General features: G+C 62.4%; 11 protein-coding genes. 9 read left to right on the forward strand and 2 right to left on the reverse strand.

Annotated features, from left to right (window positions below; all coding sequences use genetic code 11):
• Positions 1 to 35 precede the first annotated feature (35 nt).
• Both BLS41_RS30925 and BLS41_RS30930 read left to right on the forward strand, forming a co-directional pair.
• Complete coding sequence (locus BLS41_RS30925; RefSeq protein WP_074771511.1) at positions 36 to 704, forward strand: aspartate/glutamate racemase family protein; 669 nt, start codon at positions 36 to 38, stop codon at positions 702 to 704.
• 84 nt (positions 705 to 788) lie between these two features.
• Complete coding sequence (locus BLS41_RS30930; RefSeq protein ID WP_074771512.1) at positions 789 to 1883, forward strand: LacI family DNA-binding transcriptional regulator; 1095 nt, start codon at positions 789 to 791, stop codon at positions 1881 to 1883.
• Positions 1884 to 1905: 22 nt separating this feature from the next.
• On the opposite strand, the gene BLS41_RS30935 is transcribed toward BLS41_RS30930, so the two are convergent.
• Together BLS41_RS30935 and BLS41_RS30940 are read right to left on the reverse strand one after the other, a co-directional pair.
• Entirely contained in the window at positions 1906 to 2610 is a 705-nt protein-coding gene (locus BLS41_RS30935) for a molybdate ABC transporter substrate-binding protein (RefSeq protein ID WP_143026474.1), read from the reverse strand.
• A gap of 61 nt (positions 2611 to 2671) precedes the next feature.
• Entirely contained in the window at positions 2672 to 3883 is a 1212-nt protein-coding gene (locus BLS41_RS30940) for an alpha-hydroxy acid oxidase (RefSeq protein ID WP_253189895.1), read from the reverse strand.
• 319 nt (positions 3884 to 4202) lie between these two features.
• On the opposite strand from BLS41_RS30940, the gene BLS41_RS30945 reads away from it, so the two are divergent.
• The 7 genes from BLS41_RS30945 (at position 4203) to BLS41_RS30975 (ending at position 12770) form a co-directional block, all read left to right on the forward strand.
• The gene (locus tag BLS41_RS30945; RefSeq protein WP_074771514.1) at positions 4203 to 5285 is read left to right on the forward strand and encodes a lactonase family protein; all 1083 of its coding nucleotides are present in this window, start codon (positions 4203 to 4205) and stop codon (positions 5283 to 5285) included.
• A 115-nt stretch (positions 5286 to 5400) separates the two neighbouring features.
• Positions 5401 to 6699, forward strand: coding sequence for an MFS transporter (locus BLS41_RS30950; RefSeq protein WP_074771515.1), 1299 nt, complete (start codon positions 5401 to 5403; stop codon positions 6697 to 6699).
• Between the two features lie 118 nt (positions 6700 to 6817).
• A complete protein-coding gene (locus BLS41_RS30955; RefSeq protein WP_083380169.1) occupies positions 6818 to 7633 on the forward strand; it encodes a cupin domain-containing protein in 816 nt (271 codons plus the stop codon).
• A 131-nt stretch (positions 7634 to 7764) separates the two neighbouring features.
• Positions 7765 to 9234 carry a cytochrome c gene (locus tag BLS41_RS30960; protein ID WP_083380170.1) on the forward strand — a complete coding sequence of 490 codons (1470 nt, stop codon included), beginning with the start codon at positions 7765 to 7767 and terminating at the stop codon, positions 9232 to 9234.
• Positions 9235 to 9299: 65 nt separating this feature from the next.
• Positions 9300 to 9872: a sugar dehydrogenase complex small subunit gene (locus BLS41_RS30965; protein WP_083380171.1), complete on the forward strand. Its 573-nt coding sequence runs from the start codon at positions 9300 to 9302 to the stop codon at positions 9870 to 9872.
• Between the two features lie 91 nt (positions 9873 to 9963).
• Positions 9964 to 11592 (forward strand): GMC family oxidoreductase, encoded by a 1629-nt coding sequence (locus BLS41_RS30970; protein ID WP_074771516.1) that lies wholly within the window; start codon positions 9964 to 9966, stop codon positions 11590 to 11592.
• A 458-nt stretch (positions 11593 to 12050) separates the two neighbouring features.
• A complete protein-coding gene (locus BLS41_RS30975; RefSeq protein WP_074771517.1) occupies positions 12051 to 12770 on the forward strand; it encodes a gluconate 2-dehydrogenase subunit 3 family protein in 720 nt (239 codons plus the stop codon).
• Positions 12771 to 12808 lie beyond the last annotated feature (38 nt).

The raw sequence follows: 12808 nt of genomic DNA on the forward strand, positions 1-12808 counted from the left end.
ACAATTTTAGCATCAACTTTTAGACAGGAGAAGCCATGTCTCGCATCGTCCTACTCCACGCGACCCCGGTGGCCATGCAACCCGTCCATGCCGCGTTCGCTGCCAACTGGCCGGAAGCGGAGATCGTCAATCTGCTTGACGACGGACTGACGATCGATCGTGCCCGCGAAACGGAGTTGAGCCAGGCAATGATCGATCGCTTCGTTCGCTTCGGAATGTATGGAAAGGATATTGGCGCAGACGGCATTCTCGTCACGTGCTCCGCCTTCGGGCCCGCTATCGACGCGCTGTCGGCATCGGCTGGCGTGCCCGTTCTCAAGCCGAACGAGGCGATGTTTCAGGCGGCCATCGCGCGCGGCAACAACATCGGCATGCTGGCGACCTTCGGCCCGTCGGTCAAAACAATGACCGACGAGTTCGAAGCGTACGTGCGCGAAGCGGGATCGAAGGCGACCTTGCGCACGATCATCGTGGACGACGCAATCGACCTGCTGCGCAAAGGCGATGTGGAATCGCACAATCGCCTGGTCGCCGCGCGCGCGCCGGAATTGTCGGACTGCGACGCGATCATGCTCGCGCATTTTTCCACTTCGCGCGCCGCCGATTCCGTGCGCCAGACAACCGACGTCCCCGTGTTGACCGCACCCGATGCAGCCGTCGCACAAATGAAGGCGTTGATCGACGCAAGCGTAAAACTTCGTTGAGGCCGACGCGGCCGCAACCGGTTTAGCGCGATAATAGGGCCTATAAATCCACCACTATTCTTACGATCCAGGAGACGCCAACGCATGGCAACGGAATCCGATCAGCCGCAATCAGAAGGCCGTCTGCGGGTGAGCGTCGGCGACGTCGCGCGCCTCGCGGGGGTGTCGACTGCGACGGTGTCGCGCGTGCTCAATCGTCCCGAGGCTGTACGCGCAGACAAACGGGAAGCCGTGCGCGAGGCCTGCAAGGCACTGGGTTACGTGATGAACGGCGCGGCCCGCGCGCTCTCGCTGAACCGCACTTTCACGGTCGGCGCAGTGGTGCCGACCATCGAGACGCAAACCTTTTCACGCTCGCTGAATGCGTTTCAAAGGCGGCTACACGACGCGGGTTACACGTTGCTGCTCGCCAGCAGCGACTTCGACCCCACCGTTGAAATGGAAGGCGTGACGAAGTTGCTCGGCCACGGCGTCGATGCGCTGCTGGTCGTCGGCCGCACGCACGATCCGAAAATGTGGGAACGCATCGATCAGCACCGCGTGCCGTGCATCCAGATTCTTGCCATCGACCCGGAACGCCCGAGCATCGGTTATGACAACATGGCCATCGGCCATCTGATTGCCGACCACCTGGTGCAACTCGGCCATGCCGATATTGGCGTGATCGTCGGTACTCCGCCCACCAACGATCGTGTCACCGAGCGCATTCGCGGCATTCGCAAGCGCCTTGCCGGCAGCGGGCATCAACTGCCCCGCGAGCGGATTATCGACGACGCGTTCACGCTGAACGAAGCACGCCAGGCCGCGATCAAGATGCTATCCAACGCGTCAGACCGGCCCACTGCAATCGTCTGCGGGAACGATCAACTGGCGTTCGGCGTGCTGCTGGCGGCATCGGCGAAAGGGCTTCGCGTACCCGAAGATCTGTCCATTGTCGGTTTCAACAACTACGATTTCGCGGCCCACCTGTCGCCGCCGCTCACCACGGTCAGCGTCGGCCTGGCGCAACTCGGCGAACAGGCCGCCGACTATCTGCTGCGATGCCTCGACAACGTCCCGCACCCGCCGGGTACGCCGCGAATAGAAACGGCGCTGATCGTGCGCAGCAGTACGGGACCTGCGCCGGCCAGGTCGGCGACGAAGCGTCGCCCGAAAGCGACGCGCCCCACCACTGCCTGATACATCCTTTCAGCGAACCCGTTCAGACGGGTTCGAGACCGTAACGGCGATACGTTTCACGCGCGGCGGCGTCGTTGATATGCGCCAGAAAGCGCTTCGTTTCATCGAGGTTGTCCGTACCGGCAAAACAGGCCGCAGAAAATGAAAGCGCGTTCTGTGCGCCGGGTGGGAACGGGCCGACAATCTCGATTCCATCGACGGTGAGCAATTCGCTGATCTGCTGAACGGCGAGATCCGCTTCGCCGCTCAACAGCTTTTCAGCAGCCAGCCCGTCCTTGATGATCGTCGCGCGGGCATTGATTTTGTCCGCAATACCCCATTGCGCGATTAGCTTGCTGAAGTAGATGCCGCTTGCGCCGCTGTCCGAATAGGCGACCGAACGCGCGTTCAGCAGAGCCTCCCTGAACTGATCGGCATCCCCGATGGAAGGACCGGGCGCGCCGCGCTTGACGGCCACGCCCAGATTGGAGCGCAGCAACTCGACGCGCGTCGATGCATCGACGACGCCTTGCTCGACCAGCCGGTCCATGGCTTCACGAGTCACCAGCAGCGCGTCTGCACGCTTGCCTGAATCGATCTCCTTGACCAGCACGGAGGTCGGATTCCACTCGATCCGCACCTGCCCGCCCGACTGCTCGAAGCGCGGCAGAATGTCGACGGCGAATGGCGTTTGAACGACAAAGCCCGACATCAAATGCACGGGTCGATGGTTTGAATCCTGTTTCATCATTTTTTCAACGCCATGAAAATCGGGAGTAGATGGGCGATCAGCATGAAACGAGCACCTGTTACGCGATCCGCCGAACGTGCTCACGCGTCAGTTCTTCGATCCGGCGAACCCCCAGCAAAGCCATATCGCGATCGATTTCGTCGGCCAGAATCTTGATGGCGTGCAGCACGCCGTCGGCACCGCCCAGCGCCGCGCCGTACAGCAGCGGCCGTCCGACGAACACGAAATCCGCGCCGAGCGCGAGCGCCTTCATCACGTCGGTGCCGCGCCGGATGCCGCTGTCAATCATCACTTTCATGTTCTGCTTGAACGACGCCACTTCTTCCAGCGTTTCGAGCGGTGCGATCGCATAGTCGAGCTGACGGCCGCCGTGATTCGACAGGATCACACCGTCGGCCCCGCACGACTGCGCGATACGGACGTCGGCAGGCGTCATCAGGCCTTTCACGACGAGATTGCCCTTCCAGCGCTTGCGGATCGCCTCGACGTGCCGCCACGCCAGCTCGTCGCGCTGATTGGTATTACGCACCTTTTTGGACATCATCGGCGGACCGCGCTCGGCATCGGTATTCTCGAAATGCGGCGCACCGTGTTTCAGAAACGTTTGCGCGACCGTGCCAAGCAGCCAGCGCGGATGCAACGCGCTTTGCCACATGACGCGCGGCGTCATCTTGATCGGCATGCTGAAACCGCTGCGGATGTTGTGTTCGCGATTGCCGAGCATCGGCGTATCGCCGGTGACGACCAGCGTTTCATACCCCGCCCGCTCCACCCGATCCACCAGCCGGTCGATACGCGGCTGGTCGCCCGCGAGATAAGCCTGGAACCACGCGTGCGGATTCTCAGCAATCACGTCTTCCAGCTTGATCAGCGCGGACGCACTGAGGATCATCGGAATGTTGCGGCGTCGGGCCGCTTCGGCAAAGCGCAGGTCCGCGCGATAGGCGACGAACGCCGATCCGCCCAGCGGCGGAATACCGAACGGAGTCGCATAGCGCCGCCCGAATAGCGTGACGCCCTGGTCCCGGCCCGACACGTCGACGAACATACGCGGCAGGAATGCGTAACGCGAGTACGCATCGCGCGCCATCCTCACCGATGACTGCGTTTCAACGCCGCCTGCAACGTACTGAAAAATCATCGGCGGCAGAACGCGCTGCGCGTGGCGCTCGAAGTCATCGAGCGCAAGAAGGTCGCGAAACGCGCGCGGCACCGGCGCGGGAGCCGGTTTGCTTTCTACTTGTAACGGCTGCGCCGTTTCATTCTTGATGTCGTCGACGGTGGGGTTCTTCATAGCCTGCGTTTCCATGTACTGCCTGCCAGGCGCGGTCAGGACAGGTGCCTCAATTTGTAATCGGTTTCAAATTTTAGTGTATTATGCCCTCAACCCGCTCGTCAATCTTGCGATGTTTCAAGCGAATACGACGAAAGACGATGTGTTTAGTGGGGAAATTACTTATCGAGCATCATTTTTGACGCGAACCCCGCTCCTAATGATGCAACCGATTGCAGATTTCGACGCCGGTCGATCACTTGCGCGATCAACCGGCGTCTTCACAGGAGCGCGGCACGAGCCGTCAGCAGGCGACATGGCGAAAACCTTTGTCTTCATCTCGAATGCGCGGGATGGCGATATCAGCGGATACGTGCTCGATCGCGAGCGCAAATCGCTGTCGCCCGTTTCGCGGACGAAGGCCTCCCCGATGGTGATGCCGATCGCTATCGATCCGGACACCGCGACGCTTCACGCAGCCGTACGGCGCGCGCCCTATGCGTTGCTCAGCTACAGGATCGACCGGACGACGGGCGACCTGACGCCGCTCGCGAGCATTCCCGTGGCGAACAGTCTCGTGAACCTGAGCTTCGACATGTCGGGGCGCTGGCTGCTGGGCGCCTCCTACGGCGCCAATCTCCTGGCTTCGTTTCAGATCGACGCCGAAGGATGTCTGCAAGGCGATCCGGCCAGCACGCTCGCGGGCGGCGACAAACCGCACGCAATCGTGCCCGATCGACATACGGACCTCGCCTTCGTCCCGTACCTCGGCGACGACCGCATTCACGCGTATCGCTTCGACGCCGCGCATGGCCGCTTCGCCGAACAGCCGGAGTATTCACTCGACGCCCCCGCTGGCTCGGGTCCGCGGCACGCGTCGATGTCAGCGGATGGCCGCTTCCTCTATGTGCTGTGCGAGCTGCTCGGCACCGTCATCGTGTTCGAGCGAACCTCGCCCGACGCCCCGTTCGTCGAATTGCAGCGGGTGGAGTCGATCCCGGCAGCCGCAGGCATGGTGCCGGGCCGCGCCCGCCCGCCCTCGGGCGTTGCACCGGGTCCCGACGACACACCCGACCCCGACTCGATCTATTGCGCCGACATTCACATGACGCCCGACGGCAGGTTTCTGTACACGTCGGAGCGCAGTCACGGTCTGCTGAGCCACTTTTCAATCGACCCGTCGACCGGACGAATCGAACTGATCGACACGCTTGAAACCGTTGCAAGCCCGCGTAGTTTCGCGATCGATCCAGCTGGCGAGTTTGCGATCGTCGCGGGGCAAAACGACTCGCGCGTGGCCTTGTACGCGATAGAACGGGCTAGTGGACGACTCAAGCTGCTCGAACACGTCGATGGCGGCGGCGACGCAAACTGGGTTGCGATAGCGAGCTTTGCGTGATGCGCCGGGAGCCCGCGATGCCGACCTGGTTCAGCGCGATTCTATGCATTCGACGCGCGGTTCAATCGGGCAGTGGGCTCATAAAAACAGAAAACTTAGTTCGTTCGGAGACGAGATGAAACCTGGAAAGTATCGCTATGTCGTAGCGACCCTGCTGTTTCTGGCAGGCGCCATCAACTACATGGACCGCGCGGCGTTAGGTGTGGTCGCGCCGATCCTCAAGAATGAACTGCATATCTCGCCGTCGCGGATGGGGCTCATCTTCAGCAGCTTCTTCGTGGGCTATTCGCTGTTCGCGTTCGTCGGCGGAAGGCTCGCGGATCGCTACGGGCCGCATCGCGTTTTCTCGTGGGCGATGGGCGGCTGGTCGCTGGTCTGCGGTCTGACTGCGACGGCGGGCGGATTTGTCTCGCTGCTTTTCTTGCGCACGCTGTTCGGCTTCGGCGAAGGTCCGATGAACGCGACCACGAACCGCACGATCACGAACTGGTTTCCCCGCGAGGAAACCGCGACGATGATCGGCTTCACGTTTTCCGGCCAGACAGTGGGCAGCGCGATTGCCGGCCCTATCGTCGGCTTGACGGCTTTTGCGCTCGGCTGGCGCGTGTCGTTCGTCGTGGTCGCGGCACTGGGGATCGTGTGGCTGATCGCGTGGCGCCTGTTCGGCACCAATACGCCGGCAGAGAACAAACGCGTGGGCACCGCCGAGCGCGAACTGATCGAAGTCAGCCGTCACAACGTCGAAGTCGCGACGGGCGATAGCACTGCGCGTGCTACGCCGCTCAAAACCTTCCTGTTCCGGCCCAGCACGCTGGCCGTGGCAGCCGGTCTGTTCGCCGCCAACTACATGCTCTACGTTTTCATTTCGTGGATGCCCAGCTACTTCACGGACAGCCTGCATCTGAGCCTCCAGGCGATGAGCGTGGTCAGTGTGATTCCGTGGCTGTGCGGCGGTCTCGGCTTCTTCGGCAGCGGCATCGTCGCGGATATGTTCTTCAAGAAGATGAGCAACAAGCTGCTGGCTCGCAAGATGAGCGCAATCGTGCCGCTGGCGCTGTCCGGTCTGTCGATTCTGGCGGTTGGGCACGCGCAATCGACGGTCACGATCGTCACGCTGGTCGCTTTGGCTGTGCTCTTTCTCACGGCCGCGTGCCAGGGCTGCTGGGCGACGATCCACGAATTGATTCCGGCCGAGCATGTTGGCGGCGTCGGCGGATTCGTGCATCTGCTCGCAAATATCTCCGGCATCGTAGGACCGGCGCTGATGGGCATGGCAGTCGAGCACCTCGGCGGATACGACAGCGGTTTTCTGGTGGGCGCGGTGATCGATCTGCTCGGCGTGCTCGCGATGCTGTTCTTCATCACGTCGCGGACAAGCGACCGCGAACCGGCGCTCGATTCATCTCAGGCGTAAGGGACGGCGGGAACGGCGGGAACACACCGCCGCGCCGCGCGTATTCGCGCGCGTGGCGCGCGGCGTGTTTCGAGCGGCGTCCCGGTGACAAACATTGTTTCAGACGGAGAGTAAGCAAGTGAGTGCAAGTCAGGAAGCGCGCGACGGGGTCGACCTGCAGCGTAGAAGTGCGATGTTGTTCGGGGCCAGCGCCGCGTTGGTGTCGGCCGTGCCCGCGTTGCTGCCGGTGTCGGCGCAAGCGGCCAGCGAGAGCAACGGCAACGACGATCAGGCCCGCGTGAGCGCGCCGCCGTCCGCTGCGGCAATGGGCAACCGGGTCGTGCCGACGGCCGAAGAGCCGATGCACCACGTCATCATGCAAAACAGTCAGATGCGGGTGATGCGCGTGATGATCCGCCCCGGACAGTCGACCATGTGGCACGCGCAGAACCTGACGTTCGTCAATACCATCATCAATGGTTCGCGCTCTTTCATCGAGCGCAAGGGCGAAGGCGCGGGCAAGGTCGTCGACATGAAGACGGGCTCGGTCCGCTTCGGCGACTATCAAACCGCGGGCATCGTCGATCAGGTCAGCAACATCGGCGACTCGCTGATTCATCAGGTCGCGTTCGAAGTAATCGCGCTGGAACGCGGCAACTACGGCAATGCGGACCGCGCAAGCGTCGGCGCATTCTCGCTGGTGCTCGACAAGCCGCGCGTGCGCGGCTGGCGTCTGCGTTTGCAGCCCGGCGAGATCGCCGCGCCCTATCAGCAGTTCGGGCCCGGCTTGCGGGTGATTCTCTCCGGCGAACGGCTCATCGAGCAGAGCCCCGGCGACATCGGCAAACAGACGACCCTGCATAAAGGCGATGCGTTTTTCACCGAAGCCGGTACGCGCACGCTGACCAACGGTGGCGAAACGCCGCTCGAACTCATCGAGTACGAGCTGCTGTAATCGACGGCGAGGCGCACCGGCATTTACCTCGTGCGTCTCGACAGCGGCATGCAAGGCGTCAGCCGGTCGCCCTGCTCTCATCGACGGTATATGGCGCCGCGTCCCCCTGCGCCGAGCAATCCAACAAGAAGATGCGATTCACACACATTCTCGTCAGCGCTGCATTGGCAGCCGCCGCGTCGCTTCCCGCGTACGCGTTCGCTCAGGATGCCTCAGCACCTGAGCATGCAAACGCGCCGGCTATTGCCAGCGGCACAGTTGCATCGTCGGCCGCCGACTCGCCGCTGATCTCGGCGGGCCGCTATCTGGCCGTCGCAGCAGATTGCGCCGCATGTCACACGGCCCAAGGGGGCAAGCCTTTCGCGGGCGGTTACCCGATCAACTCGCCGATGGGCACGATCTACTCGACCAACATCACGCCGTCGACGCAAGGCGGTATCGGCGACTACACCGAGGCCGACTTCGCGCGCGCATTGCGCCAGGGCATCCGCCGCGACGGCAGGCATCTTTATCCGGCGATGCCCTACACGTCGTATGCCGCGCTGACGGACAACGACGTTCACGCGCTGTACGCGTATTTTCGCCACGAGGTCGCGCCGGTCGATGCGGTGCCGCCCAGCACGGCGCTACCGTTCCCGTTCAATATCCGCTCGTCCATGGCGCTGTGGAACGCGCTGTTCCTCGACAGCAAGCCGTTCGAACCGGACCCGCACGTGTCGCCTCTGATCAACCGGGGCGCGTATCTGACGAACGCGCTTGAACACTGCGCTGCCTGCCACACGCCGCGCAATGCGCTGATGGGCCAGAACGACGCACGTGCGTTCGCGGGCGGCTCGCTTGGCAACTGGTACGCGCCGAATATCAGTTCTGACCCGCTCAGCGGAATCGGCGGATGGACGGATGCCGAGTTGACGCAGTACCTGAAAACAGGCTCGGTGCCGGGCAAGGCCCAGGCCGCCGGACCCATGGCCGAAGCGATCGATCACAGTCTGCAATATCTGAGCGATGCCGACCTTGCCGCCATCGTCGCGTATCTGAAGCAGACTGCGCCGATGCCCGCCGATGGAAAGACCGTCCGCTACGCCTACGGCCAGCCTCTGAACGAGGCGGCACTGCGAGGCAACGAAGCCAAACCGCCCCGTGGCTGGCAGATTTTCTCGGGCTCGTGCGCGGCGTGTCATCAGGTGAACGGCGGTGGGCTGAGCAATCACGACTACCCTTCGCTCTATCACAACACGGCTACCGGCGCGTCGAACCCGGACAACCTGATCGCCGTGATCCTGTTCGGTCTGCAGCGCGACGCGCACGGCAAACCCGCCTTCATGCCCGCCTTCGGCCCAGGCGCGAGCTTCACCGATCGTCTGTCGGATCAGGACGTGGCGGATGTCGCCAATTTCGTTTTGCATCAGTACGGCAATCCGGCCGTCAAGGTCAGTGCGACCGATGTCGCGGCCATCCGCGACGGTGGCAAGCCGCCGCTGATCGCACAGGCCGGCCGTTTTGCGCTGCCGGGTCTAGGCGTGCTGCTGATCCTGATCGTCGTGCTCGTCTTGCTGATGCGCTCGCGTTCACGCGGATCGCGCAAGCAATCGGCGGCCTGACACCATGCGCGCCGCCAACCGCATCGTTCTACTTCATTTCGCCTCGCAGACGGAAGGACTTCACCATGCCGACATCTAAAACCGCCAGCACGCCGCAACATCGAGCGAGCGTGAAGCGTGACGCGGCCGCTCATTGTCCGTCACGGCGGACGTTTCTGGCGGTCGCCGCTGGCACCGCCATCGCCGCGCTCGCCTCGACGCCGATGTCGTGGCTGCCGCGCGCTCAGGCTGCCGAGGGTGCTTCGGGTACGACATCGGCTGCGTTCCTGCGCGTCTCGATGTTCGTCACCGGTCAGAGCGATCTGGATCACGAAACCGGCGACCGCTTTTTCGCCGCGCTGTCGCGGCGCGACGCGAGTTTCGCGACGAAGATCGACGCGCTGCTCGCTCACGTCGATCAGGCGAAGTTCTCCAATATGGACGCGTTCCTCGCGGCAACGCCTGCCGATGCAACATTGCTCGCCACTGCGACGAGCGTCGTGTCGGCGTGGTATCTGGGCATTGTCGGCGACGCAGCGGACGCCGAACTCATCACCTACGCGGATGCGCTGATGTACCGCCCCACGCGCGGAATACTCGCGGTGCCCACCTACGGTCCGGGCCCGCTCGCCTGGGGCGCAAAGCCGCAATCTTCCTGACGCAGCACGACGGCTTGCCGCTTTAGCGCGACGCGGCAAACAACGCAAAAGCCAGCGAAAAAAACCGCGCAATCAAACGAGAAAGACAGTAATGAGCAATTTCGACGCAGACGTGATCGTGATCGGATCGGGAGTGATGGGTGGACTCGTCGCGAGCTCGCTGGCCCGCGAAGGAAAATCGGTCATCGTTCTGGAGGCGGGCCCGCGTGTGAAACGCGCGGATGTCGTCGAGACCTTCCGCAATGCGCCGGTCAAACTGTCGCTCGCGAACATGAAGCTGCAAGGCGGCGGATCGCCTTTTCCGAGCATGCCTTATGCGCCGTCCACGTATGGCGACTATCTGCAGCAGACCGGCCCGGTGCCGTATAAAACCGCGTATCTGCGGGTTGTCGGCGGTACGACCTGGCACTTCGGCTCGGCGCTGTGGCGCATGATCCCGAACGATTTCAAACTCCAGACGCTCTACGGTCGAGGCCGCGACTGGCCTTTCACCTACGACGAACTCGAGCCGTACTACAGCCGCGCGGAATACGCGCTGGGCGTCAGCGGCGTCGACGATGAGGACCAGGGCGGCAACGGCGGCGCACCCTTCCCGCCGCGCAGCAAGCCGTATCCGATGAAGGGTCTGCCGAACAGCTACTTCTTCAACCGGGCGACCGAATTGCTCGGCGCGGGCGGCTACCATCCGATCAGCGAGCCGAATGGCCGCGCCACCCGTCCTTACGGCAACCGGCCGGTTTGCGCGGGCAACAACAATTGCAACCCGGTGTGCCCGATCGGCGCGAAGTACGACGGCTCGATGCATATCGACGACGCCGAAAAACACGGCGCGAAAGTGCTCGAAAGCTCGGTGGTTTATCACATCGAGGTCGGCGCCGATAAGAAGATCAGCGCGATTCTGTACAAGCAGCCGGACGGCACGTCACACCGGCTGACCGCGCGCTATTTCGTGCTGGCCGCGCATGCGATCGAGTCGCCGAAGCTGCTGCTGATGTCCACGTCCGCCGATTATCCGAACGGCGTCGCGAACTCGTCCGATATGGTTGGCCGCAACCTGATGGACAACACCGGCATCAGCATGAGCATGCTCGCGCGCGAAGACATGTGGCCTGGTCAGGGGCCGACCGAATTGCTGATCTACATGAACTATCGCGACGGCGCGTTCCGCAAGGACTTCCCCAGCTATAAAACCAAGGTGCGCAATACCGTCCCGACCGCGCAACTCACGTCGAAGCTGATTGCAAAAGGTGTGCTGGGCAGCAAGCTCGACGAACAGATCCGCCTGCATTCCGCGCGCGACATGAACTGGGCGGTCGACTTCGAAATGTTGCCGCTGCCGCAGAATCGCGTGACACCCAGCAAGACCAAGACCGATGCGCTGGGCTTGCCGGTGCCGTCCATCTACTACAGCGTCGACGATTACTGGAATGCCGGGCGGGATTTCGCGGTCAAGGATTTGCAGCGGATGGCGAGCTATCTGAACGCGGACGTGACCGCTACCGATGTGAATCACCAGAACCGTCAGCACATCATGGGCACGACGATCATGGGTAGCGATCCGCGAAACTCGGTGGTCGATGCCGATTGCCGCGCGCACGATCACCAGAATCTGTTCATTGCCGGATGCAGCGTCATGCCCGCCGTGGGCTGCGTCAACCCCACGTTGACGGGCGCGGCGCTCAGCATTCGGGTCGCCGATACGCTGTTGAAGGAGATTTAAAGCGCGCGTTTGACAGCGAATGATGTACGACATCTCATATCACGATCAAATAAAAACGGCAGCCTTTTCAATAAAGAACTGGCTGCTTTCGCGCATTCATCGTTATAAACGTCGCATTTATACGATGACTGACCATATAGTAGAAACCCGTATATAATGCGGTCCGAAAGCTGAGGCGGCCAGGTGGTCCAGCTAAGCAAATCAGGACTGAGCGCCCCGTGAAGATCGGCGGCTGACGACCAACCTCGCAGTACCCACGTTGTTCGCAAGCCCGCTTCTGCTGCGACGCAGTCTGTTTCAGCGCAGCGATTGACTGTCCCTTTGCTTCTGAATCGCCTGACACACCAAACAGCACTCGATGTCGCTCGCGCCGCCCTTTTTGCGGTGCGCAGCGCACAGCGAATTTTGCATTTCAGTGCGTCCCTGCATTGTTTCTGTCTCCACGAGCATTCCTCACTATGTCGATGGTAACCAGCGCCTCCAGGCGAAAATTTTTGCTGTCGGCGTTGGTCGGCCTTCCCGCCCTGGGCATCGCCGTCCACACGCTCAGCGCCCCCGAGGCTGCCGAAATGGCGGCCCCCGATCTCGCCCGCTACACGCCCGAATTCTTCTCCGCCAACGAGTGGTCATTCATCCTCGCCGCGTGCGACCGGTTGATTCCCGCTGACGGCCGCGGGCCCGGCGCACTCGAAACCAACGTCCCGGTGTTTCTCGACCAGCAATTGCGCGGCGAGTTGGGCCACGACGTATATCTGCAAGGTCCGTTCGACGTCCACGCACCCGCGACGCTCGGCTACCAGTTGCCGTACACGCCGCAGCAGATTTTCCAGCGTGGCATCAAGGCCACGGACGCATGGTGCATGCGCCAGCACGGCAAGCGCTTCAGCGATCTCGACACCGCCGGCAAGGACGCCGCGCTCGGCTCGCTGCAAAGCAACGAGGTCAACTTCGCGAACCTCGGCGAAGACGCGTTGAAAGCCAGCCAGTTCTTCGCGGAGTTGCTGTCCGATACGAAGAACGGCTATCTGTCGGACCCGATTTACGGCGGCAACAAAGGCATGAAAGCGTGGATCGCCATCGGCTTTCCGGGCGCGCGTGCAAGCTACCTCGAATGGGTCACGCAGCACAACGTCAAGTATCCGCTCGGCCCCGTCAGCCTGACGGGCATGCGCGCGTAAGCCGGCAACGGACTTCACCAGCTTCAACAAGGTACATC

The organism is Paraburkholderia fungorum (assembly GCF_900099835.1).
Taxonomy (GTDB): Bacteria; Pseudomonadota; Gammaproteobacteria; order Burkholderiales; family Burkholderiaceae; genus Paraburkholderia; species Paraburkholderia fungorum_A.

Coding starts and splice junctions, on each gene's coding strand:
- BLS41_RS30925 (WP_074771511.1), top strand. CDS start 36: ATGTCTCGCATCGTCCTACTCCACGCGACCCCGGTGGCCATGCAACCC.
- BLS41_RS30930 (WP_074771512.1), top strand. CDS start 789: ATGGCAACGGAATCCGATCAGCCGCAATCAGAAGGCCGTCTGCGGGTG.
- BLS41_RS30935 (WP_143026474.1), bottom strand. CDS start 2,610: ATGAAACAGGATTCAAACCATCGACCCGTGCATTTGATGTCGGGCTTT.
- BLS41_RS30945 (WP_074771514.1), top strand. CDS start 4,203: ATGGCGAAAACCTTTGTCTTCATCTCGAATGCGCGGGATGGCGATATC.
- BLS41_RS30950 (WP_074771515.1), top strand. CDS start 5,401: ATGAAACCTGGAAAGTATCGCTATGTCGTAGCGACCCTGCTGTTTCTG.
- BLS41_RS30960 (WP_083380170.1), top strand. CDS start 7,765: ATGCGATTCACACACATTCTCGTCAGCGCTGCATTGGCAGCCGCCGCG.
- BLS41_RS30965 (WP_083380171.1), top strand. CDS start 9,300: ATGCCGACATCTAAAACCGCCAGCACGCCGCAACATCGAGCGAGCGTG.
- BLS41_RS30970 (WP_074771516.1), top strand. CDS start 9,964: ATGAGCAATTTCGACGCAGACGTGATCGTGATCGGATCGGGAGTGATG.
- BLS41_RS30975 (WP_074771517.1), top strand. CDS start 12,051: ATGTCGATGGTAACCAGCGCCTCCAGGCGAAAATTTTTGCTGTCGGCG.